This is a genomic window from Acinetobacter sp. RIT698, from assembly GCF_009668065.1.
Lineage (GTDB): Bacteria > Pseudomonadota > Gammaproteobacteria > Pseudomonadales > Moraxellaceae > Acinetobacter > Acinetobacter guillouiae.
On the sequence record NZ_WJYH01000019.1, the window covers coordinates 44961 to 62588 of the forward strand.

At 39.7% G+C, this 17628-nt stretch carries 18 protein-coding genes; 1 reads left to right on the top strand and 17 read right to left on the bottom strand.

All coding sequences use genetic code 11. The features are described 5' to 3' along the window. Positions 1-402, top strand: a complete 402-nt coding sequence (gene rsfS, locus GJV03_RS10395; RefSeq protein ID WP_016539395.1) for a ribosome silencing factor — start codon at positions 1-3, stop codon at positions 400-402. An 84-nt stretch (positions 403-486) separates the two neighbouring features. Here the strand turns inward: rsfS and GJV03_RS10400 are convergent, their stop codons facing one another. The 17 genes from GJV03_RS10400 to ilvC form a co-directional block, all read right to left on the bottom strand. Continuing rightward, complete coding sequence (locus GJV03_RS10400; RefSeq protein WP_353163199.1) at positions 487-1719, bottom strand: ammonium transporter; 1233 nt, start codon at positions 1717-1719, stop codon at positions 487-489. Positions 1720-2099: 380 nt separating this feature from the next. Then, positions 2100-2771 carry a 4'-phosphopantetheinyl transferase superfamily protein gene (locus GJV03_RS10405; protein WP_154130036.1) on the bottom strand — a complete coding sequence of 224 codons (672 nt, stop codon included), beginning with the start codon at positions 2769-2771 and terminating at the stop codon, positions 2100-2102. Between the two features lie 59 nt (positions 2772-2830). After that, the gene (gene der, locus GJV03_RS10410) at positions 2831-4240 is read right to left on the bottom strand and encodes a ribosome biogenesis GTPase Der (protein ID WP_004725892.1); all 1410 of its coding nucleotides are present in this window, start codon (positions 4238-4240) and stop codon (positions 2831-2833) included. 200 nt (positions 4241-4440) lie between these two features. Continuing rightward, a complete protein-coding gene (bamB, locus tag GJV03_RS10415; protein WP_004725891.1) occupies positions 4441-5589 on the bottom strand; it encodes an outer membrane protein assembly factor BamB in 1149 nt (382 codons plus the stop codon). Further along, on the bottom strand, positions 5589-6290 hold the full coding sequence (locus tag GJV03_RS10420) for a tetratricopeptide repeat protein (protein WP_004816992.1): 702 nt from the start codon (positions 6288-6290) through the stop codon (positions 5589-5591). The genes bamB and GJV03_RS10420 overlap by 1 nt, the downstream gene beginning before the upstream one ends. 30 nt (positions 6291-6320) lie before the next feature. After that, positions 6321-7616: a histidine--tRNA ligase gene (gene hisS / locus GJV03_RS10425; RefSeq protein ID WP_034612341.1), complete on the bottom strand. Its 1296-nt coding sequence runs from the start codon at positions 7614-7616 to the stop codon at positions 6321-6323. Beyond that, entirely contained in the window at positions 7613-8728 is a 1116-nt protein-coding gene (gene ispG / locus GJV03_RS10430) for a flavodoxin-dependent (E)-4-hydroxy-3-methylbut-2-enyl-diphosphate synthase (protein ID WP_004725885.1), read from the bottom strand. Before ispG ends, hisS begins: the two co-directional genes overlap by 4 nt. A gap of 21 nt (positions 8729-8749) precedes the next feature. Beyond that, positions 8750-9538: a helix-turn-helix domain-containing protein gene (locus GJV03_RS10435; RefSeq protein WP_004725882.1), complete on the bottom strand. Its 789-nt coding sequence runs from the start codon at positions 9536-9538 to the stop codon at positions 8750-8752. Continuing rightward, positions 9529-10332, bottom strand: coding sequence for a type IV pilus biogenesis/stability protein PilW (pilW, locus tag GJV03_RS10440; RefSeq protein WP_004725881.1), 804 nt, complete (start codon positions 10330-10332; stop codon positions 9529-9531). Before pilW ends, GJV03_RS10435 begins: the two co-directional genes overlap by 10 nt. A 65-nt stretch (positions 10333-10397) precedes the next feature. Continuing rightward, the gene (rlmN, locus tag GJV03_RS10445) at positions 10398-11642 is read right to left on the bottom strand and encodes a 23S rRNA (adenine(2503)-C(2))-methyltransferase RlmN (protein ID WP_004725880.1); all 1245 of its coding nucleotides are present in this window, start codon (positions 11640-11642) and stop codon (positions 10398-10400) included. Between the two features lie 178 nt (positions 11643-11820). Next, on the bottom strand, positions 11821-12252 hold the full coding sequence (gene ndk, locus GJV03_RS10450) for a nucleoside-diphosphate kinase (RefSeq protein WP_004725878.1): 432 nt from the start codon (positions 12250-12252) through the stop codon (positions 11821-11823). A 143-nt stretch (positions 12253-12395) separates the two neighbouring features. After that, positions 12396-12596 (bottom strand): Fe-S cluster assembly protein IscX, encoded by a 201-nt coding sequence (iscX, locus tag GJV03_RS10455; protein WP_004725877.1) that lies wholly within the window; start codon positions 12594-12596, stop codon positions 12396-12398. A 218-nt stretch (positions 12597-12814) separates the two neighbouring features. After that, a complete protein-coding gene (locus GJV03_RS10460) occupies positions 12815-13366 on the bottom strand; it encodes a phosphatase PAP2 family protein (RefSeq protein WP_154130037.1) in 552 nt (183 codons plus the stop codon). Between the two features lie 31 nt (positions 13367-13397). Continuing rightward, a complete protein-coding gene (locus GJV03_RS10465; RefSeq protein WP_154130038.1) occupies positions 13398-14684 on the bottom strand; it encodes a glycosyltransferase family 1 protein in 1287 nt (428 codons plus the stop codon). 86 nt (positions 14685-14770) lie between these two features. After that, on the bottom strand, positions 14771-15601 hold the full coding sequence (locus tag GJV03_RS10470) for a hypothetical protein (RefSeq protein WP_154130039.1): 831 nt from the start codon (positions 15599-15601) through the stop codon (positions 14771-14773). A 107-nt stretch (positions 15602-15708) separates the two neighbouring features. Further along, positions 15709-16506 (bottom strand): hypothetical protein, encoded by a 798-nt coding sequence (locus tag GJV03_RS10475; RefSeq protein WP_252720698.1) that lies wholly within the window; start codon positions 16504-16506, stop codon positions 15709-15711. Positions 16507-16593: 87 nt separating this feature from the next. Next, complete coding sequence (gene ilvC, locus GJV03_RS10480; protein WP_004725869.1) at positions 16594-17610, bottom strand: ketol-acid reductoisomerase; 1017 nt, start codon at positions 17608-17610, stop codon at positions 16594-16596. Between the last annotated feature and the right edge of the window lie 18 nt (positions 17611-17628).

Sequence of the window (17628 nt, forward strand, 5' to 3'; positions counted from 1 at the left end):
ATGAATTTAGAACCATCGCCCAGCGCTTCTAATTCTCACGAACTTGCAATGAACACTCAAAATCAAGACGTACAGACTTGTTTAAAAGTCGTACAAGAAGCTCTACTTGATGTAAAAGCCAAAGATATTATTCAACTTGATGTCAGCGCTATTAGCAACGTTTCAGATGCAATTGTCATCGCGAGCGGGACATCAACACGCCATGTTAAAGCACTTGCTGACAATGTTGCTGAAGAAGCACGTAAAGCAGGCTTTCGCCCAATTGGTGTTGAAGGTGAACGAGACGCTGAATGGATCCTTATCGATTTAGGATTTGTAGTCGTACATGTGATGCTACCAACAGCACGTAAATTTTATGATCTGGAAAGTTTATGGCGTGCGACACCTGAAAGTGTTGCCTAACTTTTAATACAGAACTTAAATATGAAAAAAGCGACTTTATGTCGCTTTTTTTAGTGCTTGGCTTTTTTCAAAGCTTTTAAGTACTCAATTTTTTAACGACTTAATTGAGTATGCATTACGCAGTTTACAAATCAGTTTAAATACTAAGAATGCAACGCCAAAACTCCACACAAAATTTACTGCAATCCCAATACTTTGATCGATAACACTGGCCTTGTTGGCTAAATTAATCACGGGGTTATCTGTCAAAGAAACAGCCAGTGTGCCCCATGCTCCACAAATACCATGTACCACAACAACTTCACGAATATGCTTAGAATCAATCCAATAGGTCAATAAACGGGGTAAATAGATTGTGAATAATCCAGAAACCAAGCCAATAATCAATGCCGATGACAAATTCACTAAACCACAACTTGCCGTGATCGCCACCAAGCCACCCAAAGCACCTTTAATCATTTCAACCCATGAAATAATTTTATTGTTGAGTACCAAGGAAAAAATCAAGGGGGCAATCATTGCCCCAAAGAGTGCAGCAAAGGCATTGATGACAATGACTCCAATATCCGCATAGAGTGCTGAGATATAAACTACATTTAGACCTGACCATGCCAGCCAAAGAATAAAGCCAGCCAATGCCAAAGATAAGATTTTATAATCTTCAAAGATTAAGTCTTTTTTTAAGATTTCTTGTCGGTCTTGAGGTTTTAAAGTTAAGTAGCCCGCCAACACAATCCATGCTGCGGTGGAATGCACCACTGTTGAACCCGCAAAATCAATAAATCCTAACTCTTTTAACCAGCCCTTACCGAATAAGATATTTCCCCAAGTCCAGCTACTAAAGAAAGGAAAGATCACACCTGCGATCATTAAACCGGTTATCCAGTTGACAAATAAGGGAACTTTACTCGGAATCACTCGCCCAACCACAGTGGTTATTGTGGTGGCCATTAGGGTATAAAAAAATAATAAATTCCAATGCCAACCATGCAGCATGCCATTCATATATTTTTCGGAGCTGGGATCGCCTGAAAGGAGAATTTTTGCGCAGAAGAAACCAAAAATAAGCGTTCCTAAAACTGCTGAAACATAATTGACCAATAATGCGGAAATTGACTTATAGGTATTTTCATATCCGCCTTCAACTACAGCAAAGCCAGCTTGCATCAGAATGACAAATATTCCACCAAAGAATAAAAGCTCGTAGTTGGTAATGAGATTAAAAGCAGCAAGATCACTTTCTAAACTTGAAGCAAAACTAAAATTTGGATAAAAAAATATGATGCAAATTAAGCTGATGAAGTATTTAAATCGCACTATATAATTAATCCTAACCTATCGCTTTTTCATCGCTTTAAATTCACAATAATTAGTATTTTCGCTACTTAATTATCATTTAATTTATCAAGTATAGAGAATTTCATGGAGAAATAAACTAATTTTTATGTAAAAAATATAGCTTACAAAGTACACGCGACGAGCAAGATTGTTTGATCGTGATCGATTACTATTTATTTTTATTTAAAGATAAGCAGCTTACATTTAACTGGTTTTATTAAACAATGCCGATTTGCAATACATGTGGCTTAAGGTTGAAAATTTCAACACTTAGACGTATAGATGCCACACTCTAATATGAAATAACGTTGTTGCAATTTATGTGTTATGCAGAATGAAAACGTCTATACAGTCTTTAATCAACCATGTTGAATGATTTGAATCTGTGGAAATGCAAAGCCCTTACAGGATAATTCAGAACGCCATGCCACCGTCAGCATGACTCGGCTCAGCTGGAGATTTTGATAGGCAAAGCTGCCCAATAGCGGATGCGTAGAGATCCCACCATCATTCACCACATGCACTCCAGTATTTAACTCATTTAGACTCAAACGAATCCCTAGGCCCGATGCTTTTAAAATCGCCTCCTTTGTGGTCCATACCTTAAACCAAAAAGTAGGATCAAAGTCTAACGCTTGCCAAGCTTGATATTCTTGGGGATGAAAAGCATGTTTTGCTAAAGCCTCAAAGCGAACTTTTCGATTTAAATCCTCGACATCCACACCCAAATCTTGGATCTGCTGGCTACTCGCCAAAGCATAATGTTGCTGGCTATGTGAATGATTCACGTGAAACTTTGGATAATCAATTAAATAGGGTTTACCAAAATCTGTTTTTTCAAACGAGTGGTTACTGATTTCAACTGAAAAAATATCGGACAACAATTGATTTCTATATTGATAGATCGCCTGTTTCAGTTCTTGGATCTGCCCCTTTCGATCGATCGAATGGTAACTCGGAAGAATATTTTGAATAGAATTAACATCCAATTGAATAATACGATTCACAATCCATTCCCAAACATTTTTCATTATCTTAAATCAAAAAAACCCAAAGATCACTTTGGGTTTTGATGTGTTCAACGCTAAATTTAGCTTCTAAATTTCTTTTCAGCCTTTTTAAATTTCTGTACATAACGACGACGACGTGCTGCAACACGCTCATCAATTTGAGATTTACGGCCTTCAAATGGATTTTCAGCTGTTTTAAAGTCAACGCGAACCGGTGTACCTTCAAGGTTATACACTTTACGGAAGACATTTTCTAAATAACGACGGTAGTCCGCAGGTGTCTTATCCACCTTATTACCATGAATCACAATCGTTGGTGGGTTTTGTCCACCCATGTGGGCATAACGCATCTTAATACGTTTACCACTGATCATTGGCGGTTGATGTGCTTCAGTTGCATCATTCAAAATCTGAGTTAATTTTGCAGGTGAAACTTTTAAGTGTGATGAATCATAAGCACGGTGAATGGTTGGATACATCTCACCGACACCTGTTCCATGCAAAGCAGAAATCAAATGTACTTTTGCCCAAGGAATAAAGTCAAAACGACGATCAACATCCAATTTACATTGTTTGCGATCATACTCTGTCATGTTGTCCCATTTGTTAATGGCAATCACCATGGCACGGCCAGCTTCAAGTGCATAACCGATCAAATGTAGGTCTTGTTCAACCACACCTTCACGTGCATCTAAAACCACCACGATGACATGTGCATCTTTAATCGCTTGGAGGGTTTTAACGATTGAGAATTTCTCAATCATTTCATCAACTTTACCTTTACGACGTACACCCGCTGTGTCGATCAAGGTATATTGACGACCATCACGCTCAAACGGAATATAAATCGAGTCACGGGTTGTACCCGGTTGGTCAAATGCAACAACGCGATCTTCACCTAACAAACGGTTAACCAAAGTAGATTTACCGACATTTGGGCGACCAATAATTGCTAAGCGTAAACCTGTTGCCTTATCGTGTTCTTCTGGGTTTTCATCTTCAGGGACATCCACCAAGATATCCTCAAGCATTTGTTGAACACCACGACCATGACTTGCCGCAACTTGTAAGGGTTCACCCATACCAAGTTTATAAAATTCAACTAATGCAGCTTCAGCATGTACACCATCGACTTTGTTGGCAACCAAGTAAACCTTTTTACCAAGTGTACGCAACTCACGGGCAATCTGCTCATCAGAAGCCAATAGACCAGCACGTGCATCGACAACAAAAACAATGATATCGGCTTCATTAATCGCAGTTTTTGATTGCTCTGCCATATATGAGTCAATACCACCTTCATTTTCACCGATACCCCCAGTATCAACGACAATGAAAGATTTATTTTCATAAGTTGCATCACCATATTTACGATCTCGGGTAAGACCAGCAAAATCAGCAACGAGTGCATCACGGCTCTTGGTAATCTGGTTGAATAACGTTGATTTGCCGACGTTTGGACGACCAATGAGCGCAATTACGGGTTTCATAAAATAACCTTTATTCAAGATCAGCCAGTATGACTGGTCTGAACATCAGAAATGTATAGGAAGAAGAATAGGAAAAACCTAAAATAAAAACACGGGGTATTGATTTTCAATCACCCCGTGTATGGAATTCATACGGATTGCTCTATTTTAACACAAGACTAAAAAAATAGAGAATCCTAATCGTGTCTGTTGATTAACTGTTAACGACTTTGCCAAATACTCATTGCACCTTTGCGTGTCGAAACATAAACTTGATTATCAATCACTCTCAACGTACGTACTTCACCACTGGTTTTAGCACGACCTAACGTTGTTCCTGTATTTGGATCAATTTGATGTAAATAACCATCTAAATCACCCACAACAAGATTTGAACCGAGCAATACAGGGTTGCTTAAGTTACGATTGAGCAGTTGCTCATTTTTCCAAAGCTGCTGACCTGTAATCAAGTCATACGCAATAATTTGACCATCAGTTTGCGATACGATGACTTTACCATCGGTCACTTCTGGACGGTTGATACTGCTTGAATTTTCACTCCACAAAACGCGTTGTGAAGCCAAATCTAGAACAGTCACTTGCCCTTGGAAACTCGTCGTAACCACATATTGTCCTGAAACGACAGGCTCACTGTCCACATCAATCAAGCGCTGAATATCAGAACGACCTTCAGATACCGCAACACGACGTTGCAAACGCGGTACACCTGCAAGGCTATCTATTGCAAAAATATAGCCAGTAGAAGTGCCGATAAGCACGGTACGTGGATCTAGACTAACTGGAGTGGCTTGACCTCTTAAGCTAAATGAAGCGCTTGGTAACTTATAAGTCCACGCTTGCTGACCTGTCGCAACATCTAAGGCATAAACCGTACCGTCATTTGCAACCACAATCACGCGACCAGATTGAATCAAAGCAGAACTGATAATTGCACCTGACAATTGCGCAGACCATTTGGTCGCACCCGTCGCTTGATCTAATGCAAAAACATGCCCTTTTTGGTTACCAACAATCACCACACCATCTGCTGCTTCAACACCAGAACTTAAGCCGTCTTTGGTAACTTTAGCATTCCATAAGCGCTGTTTGCCTTTATAGGCAGCCACTTCGCCTTTTGGGTCTAAAGCAAACACAACACCATTGTCTGTATCTAAACGTAGACGTAATGCATCTTCACTGCTGGTCGAAGAGACACTGGTCGAAAATACTTGAACCAAGCTTGAAGCTTGTGCAACTTTAGGCAGTGGATTTGGCTTAATCTTCACTTCTTTCGTCTTATTACTTGAACAGCCGATTAAAGCGATTGATAAGATTGCTAAAGCAAAAGGTATTTTAAAATTTCTATCCATTAAGACTCATCCACTTGTGTTGCTAAGATTGGGCGTTCAAGATCAGGATCTTCTACTAATACGCCAACACTTTCGAGTTTAATTTGTAAAATTTGACGTTCTTGTTTACGCTCAACGACCGCATTCCATGCTGCTTGATACGATTTTTTTGCATTTTCAGTGTCATTTTTTGCCACATAAATATCACCTTTTAACTCATCAGCACTTGCCTGAAAAGCAGGATCATTCACAGCTGACAAGGTTTTCAAGGCTTCATCAAACTTCTTTTGCGCCAATTGTGCATCGGCAAGTTTGATTTTTACAACTTGTAACAAACCAGCGTCTTTAATTTTAGAATTTTCAACTTTTTTCAGTTCACGCTCAGCCAATGCATAGTCATTTTTATCATAGGCAACTTTTGCCATGACAATTTGTGCTTGAATTGCATGAACAGAATCTGGATTGTCTTTGACAATTTTATCTGCTGACGCGACTAAGGCAGCAGTGACTTTAGCATCACCATTAGCTGCTCGCGCTTCATCCATCAATTGTTGGACTTTGGCTGTTTCATTTTGATTTTCAGCCAAAGTTTTCTTTTGCCAATATTCCCAACCGAAAAAGGCAATCAATGCAATGAGGACACCTGTCACCATAGCCGAGCCATATTTCTTAAAAAATGACTTCACACTATCCAGTTGCTCATCATCAGTCATTGCACTCATTTGACTCCCCTTTTCCTTATGATTATCGGCTTATTTTGACGAAAATTTTTCAATGAAAAAAGGCACAATTTCAGTGGCCTTAATTTCATATTGTTCTGCTGTCGCAAGTTCTTTGACTAAAACTTGCTGCGCTACAGCCTCACGCTCACCAAAGATCAAAGCATAGATGGCACCCGATTGGTCTGCCTTCTTCATTTGACTCTTCATTGAACCCTGTGAACCTGTTTTCAAACGAATTGTACTATTTACAGCTTCAAGTTGATCACGAATTTGTTCAGCCAATACCAAAGCCTGACCTTGTGTTGCAGGATCCGATAGCAAGAATAACTCACATTCACGCACAGGTGTATTGTCTTCAACTTGTTCAAGAAGCAATAATAAACGTTCCATGCCCATGGCAAAACCAACTGCTGGTACAGATTGATCAGGCTTACCTTTCAGCTGTCCAACCAAACCATCATAACGACCACCCGCACACACCGTTCCTTGAGAACCTAAATGTGTCGTTGTCCATTCAAAAACAGTTTTGTTGTAATAGTCTAAACCACGGACTAGTTTTTGATTGATGACAAACTCAATGCCTGCATCAGTTAAATACTGTTGCAATTGAGCAAAATGATTCAAGCTGTCTTCTTTTAAGAAATCATGCAACTTAGGTGCATTTTCAAGAATTTGCTGAGTTCGTGCATCTTTCGAATCTAAAATTCGCAATGGATTGGTGGTTAAACGACGTTGCGAATCTTCATCCAAATCAGCGTGATGCGCTGTAAGAAATTCAACCAATGCAGCACGATACTCTGCACGTTCATCAGACTCGCCCAAGGTATTTAGCTCAAGTTGAACTTTATCTGCAACACCCATGCGTTTCCATAAACGCGCAGTCATGAGAATCAGTTCAGCATCTTGATCAGGTGTCGCTACACCAAAAGTTTCTACACCAAATTGGTGAAACTGGCGATAACGACCTTTTTGTGGTTTTTCATAGCGGAACATTGGTCCAACATACCAAACACGAGGATTTGCACCACGGAGTAAGTTATGTTCCAACATTGCACGTACACAACCCGCTGTGCCTTCCGGACGCAAAGTTAAAGATTCAGGCGGATTACCCTTATCGAAAAAAGTGTACATTTCTTTTTCGACGATATCAGTTGCATCACCAATTGAACGCTTAAACAAATTGGTATGTTCAACCACCGGCAAACGGATTTGCTGATAACCGTATGCATCCATAAGCGATGCTAAATGCTGCTCAAGACGTCTCCACGCAGGTGTTTGCGATGGAAGAAAGTCATTAAAACCTTTAATTGCGACAATTGAACTCATGATGAACTACGAATAATCTCTTTAGCTTTAGCTTTTTCAAGCTCTTGAACACGTTGACGAACCATGCTTTCGATTTCATCAACCAACTGATTTGTATCTATTAAGTGACTCTTTTCACCATTACGATACACGAGTGAGCGCGGACTTGCACCGACTATACCAATATCAGCTTCTTTTGCTTCACCCGGACCGTTGACTTTACAACCAATGACAGACACATCCATTGGTGTACGAATATCTTCTAAACGCTCCTCTAAAGCCTGCATCACTTTGATCACGTTAAATTCCTGACGTGAACAGCTTGGACAAGCAATAAAGTTAATCCCATTTGAACGAAGGCTCAGGGATTTTAAAATATCAAAACCAATTTTTACTTCTTCTTCAGGCTCAGCCGCCAATGAAATACGCATGGTGTCACCAATGCCATCCAACAGCAAACCACCTAGAGCAATCGCAGATTTCACTGAACCCGTACGATAGATCCCAGCTTCGGTTACACCTAAATGTAATGGATTATCAATTTGTGCAGATAATAAACGATAAGCATCCATTGTTAAAAATACATTTGATGCTTTTACTGAAATTTTAAACTCATGGAAGTTTAAACGATCCAATATATCGATATGACGCATTGCAGATTCAAGTAATGCCTGACCTGTCGGCTCACCATATTTCTTTTGGATATCTTTTTCTAAAGATCCAGCATTGACACCAATACGCATAGAAATATCGTGATGACGTGCAGCAGCAACCACTTCACGAATCTTGGCTTCAGAACCAATATTCCCGGGGTTGATCCGCAAGCAGTCTGCACCCATGTCTGCAACTTTCAATGCGATTTTATAATCGAAATGAATATCTGCAACCAATGGTACCGTGACACGTTTACGAATTTCACCAAAAGCTTCAGCAGCTTCCATAGTCGGTACCGATACCCGCATAATGTCCGCACCAACATCTGCACAGCGTTGAATCTGCGCAACTGTTGCATCGACATCACAGGTTTCAGTATTGGTCATACTTTGAATACTGATCGGTGCATCACCACCGACATACACTGAACCTACACGTATTTTGCGTGTAGGACGGCGCTTGATTGGATTCTCAATCATGATCTTATCTACTCTTGCCCATTAACGTGACAAACGGAATTCTGCTTTTCCGTTCACTGTATATGGAGACAATGAAATCTGTTCATTATTAAGGCTTAATGACACAGCAGTTGCATCATCGAGACGAATTTGGAATGGTGATTGGCCATTAACGGTTAAAGCAGCCGACTGGCGACCAGTCGCCAAAACTTTTCCTGTACTATCTACAATATGTACAGAAGTTGGATGACTGAAATTCAATACCATTTGGTCACCTGAAGTCGCAGTTGCATTGTTTAAATTCAACACTTCTACTTCTGAGGCTTGTGGTTTGGCATCGACATCAGCGCTTTTACCCGATGTCATTTTTTGAATTCCAGCAATCACAGCCCAAATCACCGCAAGCGCAACAATGGCAATTAAAATTCGCTTTAACCATTTTTTATTACGATCACTGTTTGATCCAGGCAATTTCCCCATAATCTTGATTGGGGAGTTGTTCAATGCGTGATTTGGCAAAAGCCCAGTATCATTTTGATAAATTTCATCAAAGCGTTGAATGACTACCGTTGCATCAACGCCTAGAAACTTGGCATATGAACGATAATAACCTTTAATAAAGGTTGCTTCTGGCAAAGACTTATATTCATCTTGTTCCAATGCTTGTAAGGTTTTTACAGGCATTTTTAGTTCGTTTGCAACATCTTGAATGTCTAGGTTTTTGGAGACTCGAATTTGACGCAAGTACTCACCTGGACGTTGAACATTTCCTAAGCCATTAGATGCTACGTTTGAACCTGTAGGTTGCTGTGAATTAGGATTTACTTCCATACGGCCTCAGTACTGTACTGTAATTGCAGATAACGTTGATATTCTTTACTGTCCGGGAACAATGCACGCAGTTGGTTGACCAACACTTGCATTCCCATCTGATCATTATTGGCACGTGCAATACGTAAACCAATCCAAAGCGCTCTCGCACCCTGTTTGTCCTGACCTACTAAACGAACATATTGCTCATAGAGTTGACTTGCTTGCGCACTTTTTTGTTGCAAATAGAAAATTTCTGATAACTCTACCAGAGAAATAATCGAATCGCGATTGACTTGTAAAGCTTGTTTGAATGCTTTTTCAGCATTTGCCACATCACCTACTTTTAAGTAAACCCGACCTAAATTTTCTAAAGCCTTGTAACGCTGATCATAGCCAAGCGCAGCACCAGCTATGCTCAATTGTTCAATCGCGTCATTATAGCGCTCAGTAACAAATAAATATGTTCCATAATTATTACGAGCTTGTGCATTTTTTGAGTCACTGGAAATTGCACGCTTAAAATAGCCGTCTGCCTTTTCCATACTGATCTTACTGCCTTCTTGTTGCAGTAAGACACCCATCATCATATTTGCCGCAGAATCACGTGAATCAGTTTCTAAAGCTTGGTCTAGTGCACGTTTTGCAGCATCTAAATCACCTGTACGAATATATTCAGCAGCAAGCTGAGTACGTACTTTAACGGCTTTTTCAGGATCTTTTTTTATTATTGTGTCTGAATTTGTCGTTTGACAACCCTGTACGACCAATGCAGATAAACCAATTGCCAATATTACAACTGCTTTTTGATACATCGATTTTCTCAAAGTCAGCCCCTGATTATTTGTTGATATAAATGTATGTCTACAAATCTTTAAGCTTATGAACGGATAATCTCACCACGTTCAGCAACTTTCTTTTTCCACTGCTCTGCACGACGGGTACGATCTGCCACTTGCCCGACCAACTGCCCACACGCAGCATCAATATCATCACCACGTGTCTGACGAATCGTACACACAAAACCTGCATCAGACAAAGTTTTTTGGAAAGAAATAATACGATTTCGACTTGAACGACCATACGGCGCATGCGGAAATGGATTAAATGGAATTAAATTAATTTTACTTGGTAAGTTTTTCAGTAACTTAATCATTTGTTGTGCATGTTCAGGATGATCATTCACCCCTTCCAACATCACATATTCAATAGTGACATGTTTACGAGAACTTTCATTACCATCTTTGGCAATATAGCGCTGACATGCAGCAATCAATTGTGCTAATGGATATTTTTTATTAATCGGCACCAATTCATTACGTAACTCATCATTTGGCGCATGTAAAGAAATCGCCAAAGCCACATCTATATCTTGTGCCAATTGGTCAATTTTCGGTACAACACCTGAAGTTGATAATGTAACGCGACGTTTAGACATGCCATAAGCAAAATCATCTAACATGATATTCATTGAGCTTAATACAGCATCATAGTTGAGTAATGGCTCACCCATTCCCATCATCACCACATTAGTCACCGAGCGCTCACGTTCAGCAACAGGTACTTCTTCCATATAAGAATAGTTGGCCACCCACAACTGTCCAATGATCTCGTCAGGGGTTAAATCACGCTGAAAACCTTGCTTTCCTGTTGAACAGAATGAGCAATCTAAAGCACAACCCACTTGTGATGAAATACACAGTGTTTTACGTGAGCCTGTTTTATCTTCTGCTGGAATCAATACCGTTTCAACCAAAGAGCCCGCACCATCACCAACACGGAATACCCACTTACGAGTTCCATCTTTCGAATAGTTGCGATGCACCACTTCTGGCGCTTTGATTTCACAAATTCTTTCTAGTTTTTCACGCAACTTTCCTGAAATATTGGTCATTTCAGCAAAATCAGTGATAAAAAATTGATGCATCCATTTCATTACCTGCCCAGCACGGAATTTTTTCTCGCCGATTTCTTCGAAGAATTTTTCCAATTGCGGACGTGACATGCCAAGTAAATTCACCTTCTGCACATTTGCAGTCTGAATACGATCAGCCTGTACAGATTTTGATGATGCAGGCTGCTGTTCATCTAGATTTAACGATGAAGCGACAACTTCAGAATTCATGGGGATTACCTAAATCATGCCGTAGTAATAAAACATATTGACCAATATTTAGCCAAATAAAGCAACAAAAATAAAAAAACCAGACAAGTAGTATATCACCTATCTGGTTTCGGGTCTGTTATCAATTCATAAATCGGAGATTTATTCGTGTAGAAAAAGAGACCCTAGATACGTCGAATTAACGAGTACGTGGGCAAACTTCAGTTTGAGCGAAGAAGTAATTTACTTCACGGTCAGCAGATGCAACTGAGTCAGAACCATGCGCAGCATTTTCATCGATGCTTACAGCGAAATCTGCACGGATTGTACCAGGAGCAGCTTCTTTAGGGTTTGTAGCACCAAGAATTTCACGGTGAGCAAGAACTGCGTTTTCACCTTCAAGAACAGATACTACAACTGGACCAGAAGTCATGAATGCAACAAGGTCACCAAAGAAACCACGTTCTTTATGCTCAGCATAGAAACCTTCAGCTTCTGCTTTAGAAAGGTGTTTCATTTTAGTCGCAACGATTTTAAGACCAGCTTTTTCGAAACGAGCAAAGATGTCACCAATGTGGTTTTTAGCAACTGCATCTGGTTTTACGATAGATAAAGTACGTTCAATAGCCATGAGTGGCTCCTTTAGTCAAATTGACACGAAAATTTGGGCGCATTATACCGAATAATGAACAATTTTCTGCTTTTAATCTGTAAAAAATTTGGATTTTTCGATGCGCTGTGACGTTTAACATCATTCAGCAACATCTCAAGCCATTAATTCGCTTCATCAATCCATGCCATTTGAATGGCTTCTAGCAGACCTTCAGTCGATTTGGTTGGATCATCACTAAATTCTGGCAATGCACAAATCCATGCATGCATATCGGTAAAACGCACCCATTGTGGATCCACATCTGGATGCGCTTCACTGAGTTCAATTGCGATATCAATTGTATCTGTCCAACGTAAGCCCATATCAGGTCTTCCTTTGCTCAATTTAATTCTGCTACTGTATCAAATCTCAATTCATTCAGAAATAAATCATTCTAGACATTTACAAGATTCACCACGGATTCAAGCGTTTAATTTACAAGACGGATTGAATTGAGCCAATTATTCAAAGTTAAAACCTTGATGATCAAAATCATCAGATTCTTTAAAAATAAAATTACAGACCAGCAGTAAGTAAACCATCATAACATCACTCCTAAATATGGTGCGCTTAACACAATCAAACTCGCGACACTTGCACCAATCAGTGCGCCAACAATGACATCGCTTGGATAATGCAGACCCAAAACCATCCGAGATAACGCCACAAGAATGGTAAAAGGCATCATAATGAACAACATAACTGGTTGAATATAGCCAAAGACAATAGTGACCATGACCGCATGTAACGTATGACCTGACGGAAAGCTAAAATGATCCAATGGTCGTTCACCCAGAATAATGACTTTATGAACTTGATAAGGTCGTGGTCTCACTGTTTTGTGTTTTAAGAACTTATAAATTCCTGTTCCTAAAAGACCCATAACAACGACATAGAGAAGTTGCAGACCATAGATCCAGCTCTTTTGTAGCCAAATCAGAACCAACATTGCGCACCAGAAAGGACCATCTCCCAAACGGCTCACAGTTTTAAAGAACGTCGCAATACTTTGGGTATGCGATAAATTATTGAGATATAAACAACCTCTAAGGTCGAGATCGAGCATTTTTATTTTGGTATTTTTAAAATTCATTTTCCACTCTCCTCTCATTATTTGAGATGAACTAGGTCAGTCGTTTTGCATACTGCGTTACCTGGTATAGTGCTTCTTCGAATTGTTGTACGGGATGTTGCCATCCAATGCTTTGCACATCATGCATCGCTTGTTGCCCGAAACGTTTGAGTGTGCTGTTATCTGGAAGATCTAATACATGTTGAGTGAATTGCTTGATGTCTCCAATTGGACATAACCAGCCATTCTGAGCATGTCTGCCATGAAGTTGAGCGCAGGCATAGTCATAAGCAATAATCGGTAAACCACTCGCCATCGCTTCGATAACGACATTCCCAAAGGTTTCTACCTGACTTGCAAAAACAAAAACATTTGCACTCGCATAGGCTTCAGCAAGTTGTGTGCCAGTTAGACTGCCCATAAAAATCACATGTTCAGCACCTGGCATTTTTTCTAAACGACCGCGATCTGGGCCATGCCCTACCAGCACTAACTTTACTTTTCGTTGTGCTTGTTGTCGCAGTTCAGAATAGGCATCAATCACCACATTGACTTCTTTTTCAGAAGACAAACGCCCAACATAGATCAAGACTGTGGTGTCTTCATCTGCACCCCACTGTTGTCTCAACTGTTCGGAGTAGCGTTGTGATGAAAAGCGTTCTGTATCAATTCCTCGCCCGACCACAACCAATGGACAGGTCACACCAAACTCACGTAATGCCTGCTCTGTATCACGGCTTGGCACACAGGTCAGTTGCGTTGCGTTATGGAACCATCGCAAATAACTTTGAATTGGTTTGACCAAGAATGCTAAATCAAAGAAACGGCTAAATTCTTGGAATTGTGAATGAAAACCACTTGATACCGGAATTCGTCGTGTCTTTGCCGCATGCAGCGCAGTAAAGCCTAAAGGCCCTTCCGTCACGATATGTACCACATCAGGTGAAAATGCCGTAATCGCTTGAGAGACTTTTAGAAATTGGGGCCAGCCAAACTTCATGTCTGGATATTTCGGAATTGATTGCCCAGTCACCAAGCACTCTTTATTCGGGCTAAAGTCTTGACATTGGGTCTTCTGTGCAGGGCGAATCAGTAATATTTTATGACCTTGATTTTGCAAGCCTTTACACAGTTGCATTAAAGACAAAGCAACACCATTGATTTCTGGTGGCCATGTTTCAGTCACGATTGCAATTTTCAGTCGAGGTCGGGATAAGTCACGAATAAGATGATCTTTATTCGTATCGATTTTTTTCTTGTTTGGATTAAAATAAAATTTAAAGTTATCGGGAAAATCTTGTTGTTTAAATTGCAAGGTGTTCGCGTACGGTTTATTCATACGATACCTAATCTCTTCATTTTTGAATAGATTAGGCTAAGTTTTTGACATTTTAATGATTATTTAATGACAGTTTTTTGACCATTTCAATTTTCATCAGAAATACGATTTAACAAACCATTCTGAACTTGATAAAGCTGTCCATTACCAAAATCAATTTTTTGTTTTTCACCATGTAAACTTGGAAAACCAACAATTTTTTCAAGTTGCGGAGAACGTTGAAATTGTTGTGTTTTTGGATTGTACATCCAGTAAATATAGCGCTTATCATCGACTGTACGACCTTGCGACAAGTCCGACACAATGACATCATAATAACCATCAAAATTGATATCCATATAGCCAATGCTGTTTGGATAACCAGTAAAACCTGTCAAGCTCTGTACCACTGTATTGTTGGTTTTATTTAACACATCAACACGTTTTAAGGTTTTTCCATAAGGGCTATTGGCATCATCTTGACCATAAAATTTAAAGATAAAAACGGGTTTATTGCTGACTTTAAAAGCAGGCTCAAACTGTATCGACTGCCAAGCTGTATTTGGTTTCTTTAACAATGATGCTTTAAACACGCCTGTATTTGCATTTAATAGGCCAGTTAATTGATCACTACCATTTGCCAAAGGATCTGATTGAGCAGTGATCGACTTTAAATCCAACTGATCAGCTTTTTGTGTCCCTTTAAAATCTGTTGTTGTACCATCCATTAAATCCGTCAGCACACCGTGCGGATGGGCAATCCCCGCATAAAGGTTCATAAAGTATCGACCTTCGCTCGACTTAAGCATACGTTGCATCGATACGCGTACGCCACTAAAAGGCTTTAGTGCGGTATTGGTCGAAGTGGACTGCGTTTCAGCAAAACTAAAGCATGAAATAGACAAAGTCGTCATTGCGATGAGAAGTTTAGATTTCATGCTTGAATACCACGTTTAACCATAATCAATAATGTGTAATTTATCACAAAATAAATTTTTGTTAGTTAAAAATTGCTACCCTAAAAGATGATTTTAAAAAACGCGATTTAGACGCGACCAATTGGCTGCTTGGCAACATGACCTTTTTTCTTTAACTCCTCAATGTAGTTTAATTCATTACGCGCTTTTGCATCCGAGGGATCAACCTTTAAGACTTTATTAAAATATTGAGTAGCTTCATCCAGTTGATTTAATTCAATCAAACTCACCCCTAAACTACGTCTTACACTCTGTTGAATCGCCAATCTTTTTTCTTCAGGCTCAAGCAAATACAGATACTGTTCAGCAGTTTTAAAACTTTCCAATGACGCTTGCCACTGTTTTTGTGCTTGCTGAATAAACCCTGCCTCTTTTAAATACTCACTATTAAAAGGTGATAGCGTTAAAGCACTTTTTAACTTCACTTGAGCATTCTTTAGATCATTCATTTCAATAAAGGCATAAGCGGCTTGAAAGTATAAGTCCGCCCAACAACCTGAAAAAACTCGAATATTTTTTTGCTTTCCCATATCAAGTGTCAGGTATAGCAAGGTTTCAGCTGTTCCGTTGGCAGCATAGAGTATGTCTTGACTACTGTTTTGGTATTTTTCAAAATACTGAATTGATGCTTGTAATGCCGCGATGGCCTGTTGTGGATGACCCGCATTTAAAGACTGCTTGGCTTTTTCTAAAGCATTGTACGCAATCTTTTCATCGAGTAATTTATTTTGCGTATTTTGAAGCTGATTATGATTCTGCCTAGACTTTTGCATAGGATTATCAACGCTCGCGTTCTGTGCATATACTGGATATATAGCACAACAGCCAAGCAGACTGGCGATAGCGAAATATGTTTTTAATGTCATGTTGTTTTCTGCTTTATTATTAACTTTAGCTAAAATATAGCATAAAAAAACCCACTCAAAAGAGTGGGCTTTGATAAAAACTAAAAATTAGTTCTTTTCTTTATCTACGATTTTGTTGGCTTGAATCCAAGGCATCATCGCGCGCAATTTACCGCCAGTCACTTCAATACCGTGAGCTGCGTTTTGACGGCGACGAGCTGTCATAGATGGATAGTTCAATGCACCCTCTTGGATGAACATCTTCGCATATTCACCTGATTGGATACGTTTAAGTGCATTACGCATCGCTTCACGTGATTGCTCGTTGATAACTTCAACGCCAGTCACATATTCACCATATTCAGCATTGTTAGATACTGAATAGTTCATGTCCGCAATACCGCCTTCAAACATTAAATCAACGATTAATTTAAGTTCGTGCAAGCATTCGAAATAAGCCATTTCAGGTGCATAACCCGCTTCAACAAGCGTTTCATAACCCATTTTAACCAATTCAACAGCACCACCACAAAGTACTGCTTGCTCACCAAATAAGTCAGTTTCAGTTTCTTCACGGAATGAAGTTTCGATGATACCTGTACGACCACCACCTACACCTGAAGCATAAGAAAGTGCAACGTTACGTGCATTACCAGAAGCATCTTGATGAATCGCAATAAGATCAGGTACACCTGAACCACGTTGGAATTCTGAACGTACAGTATGACCTGGTGCTTTTGGTGCAACCATGATCACGTCTAAATCTTTACGTGGAACAACTTGGTTATAAAGTACAGCGAAACCATGTGCAAATGCTAAAGTCGCACCTTCTTTGATGTTTGGTTCGATCACGTCACGATAAAGCTGTGATTGAAACTCATCTGGTGTCAAGATCATCACTAAATCAGCTTGAGCAACAGCAGCTGGAACTTCAGCAACTTTAAGACCTGCATTTTCAGCTTTTTTCCAAGAAGTAGAACCAGCACGTAAACCAACAGTAACGTCTACACCTGAATCTTGAAGGTTTTGCGCGTGAGCATGACCTTGTGAACCATAACCAATGATCGCTACTTTTTTACCTTGGATGATAGATAAGTCGCAGTCTTTATCATAAAAAATTTGCATTGCTGTCTCCGCTAAAAT

What these genes read in the sequence shown, in the direction of transcription:
- rsfS (WP_016539395.1), top strand. Translation starts at nt 1, where the DNA reads ATGAATTTAGAACCATCGCCCAGCGCTTCTAATTCTCACGAACTTGCA.
- GJV03_RS10405 (WP_154130036.1), bottom strand. Translation starts at nt 2,771, where the DNA reads ATGAAAAATGTTTGGGAATGGATTGTGAATCGTATTATTCAATTGGAT.
- der (WP_004725892.1), bottom strand. Translation starts at nt 4,240, where the DNA reads ATGAAACCCGTAATTGCGCTCATTGGTCGTCCAAACGTCGGCAAATCA.
- bamB (WP_004725891.1), bottom strand. Translation starts at nt 5,589, where the DNA reads ATGGATAGAAATTTTAAAATACCTTTTGCTTTAGCAATCTTATCAATC.
- GJV03_RS10420 (WP_004816992.1), bottom strand. Translation starts at nt 6,290, where the DNA reads ATGAGTGCAATGACTGATGATGAGCAACTGGATAGTGTGAAGTCATTT.
- hisS (WP_034612341.1), bottom strand. Translation starts at nt 7,616, where the DNA reads ATGAGTTCAATTGTCGCAATTAAAGGTTTTAATGACTTTCTTCCATCG.
- ispG (WP_004725885.1), bottom strand. Translation starts at nt 8,728, where the DNA reads ATGATTGAGAATCCAATCAAGCGCCGTCCTACACGCAAAATACGTGTA.
- GJV03_RS10435 (WP_004725882.1), bottom strand. Translation starts at nt 9,538, where the DNA reads ATGGAAGTAAATCCTAATTCACAGCAACCTACAGGTTCAAACGTAGCA.
- pilW (WP_004725881.1), bottom strand. Translation starts at nt 10,332, where the DNA reads ATGTATCAAAAAGCAGTTGTAATATTGGCAATTGGTTTATCTGCATTG.
- rlmN (WP_004725880.1), bottom strand. Translation starts at nt 11,642, where the DNA reads ATGAATTCTGAAGTTGTCGCTTCATCGTTAAATCTAGATGAACAGCAG.
- ndk (WP_004725878.1), bottom strand. Translation starts at nt 12,252, where the DNA reads ATGGCTATTGAACGTACTTTATCTATCGTAAAACCAGATGCAGTTGCT.
- iscX (WP_004725877.1), bottom strand. Translation starts at nt 12,596, where the DNA reads ATGGGCTTACGTTGGACAGATACAATTGATATCGCAATTGAACTCAGT.
- GJV03_RS10460 (WP_154130037.1), bottom strand. Translation starts at nt 13,366, where the DNA reads ATGAATTTTAAAAATACCAAAATAAAAATGCTCGATCTCGACCTTAGA.
- GJV03_RS10465 (WP_154130038.1), bottom strand. Translation starts at nt 14,684, where the DNA reads ATGAATAAACCGTACGCGAACACCTTGCAATTTAAACAACAAGATTTT.
- GJV03_RS10470 (WP_154130039.1), bottom strand. Translation starts at nt 15,601, where the DNA reads ATGAAATCTAAACTTCTCATCGCAATGACGACTTTGTCTATTTCATGC.
- GJV03_RS10475 (WP_252720698.1), bottom strand. Translation starts at nt 16,506, where the DNA reads ATGACATTAAAAACATATTTCGCTATCGCCAGTCTGCTTGGCTGTTGT.
- ilvC (WP_004725869.1), bottom strand. Translation starts at nt 17,610, where the DNA reads ATGCAAATTTTTTATGATAAAGACTGCGACTTATCTATCATCCAAGGT.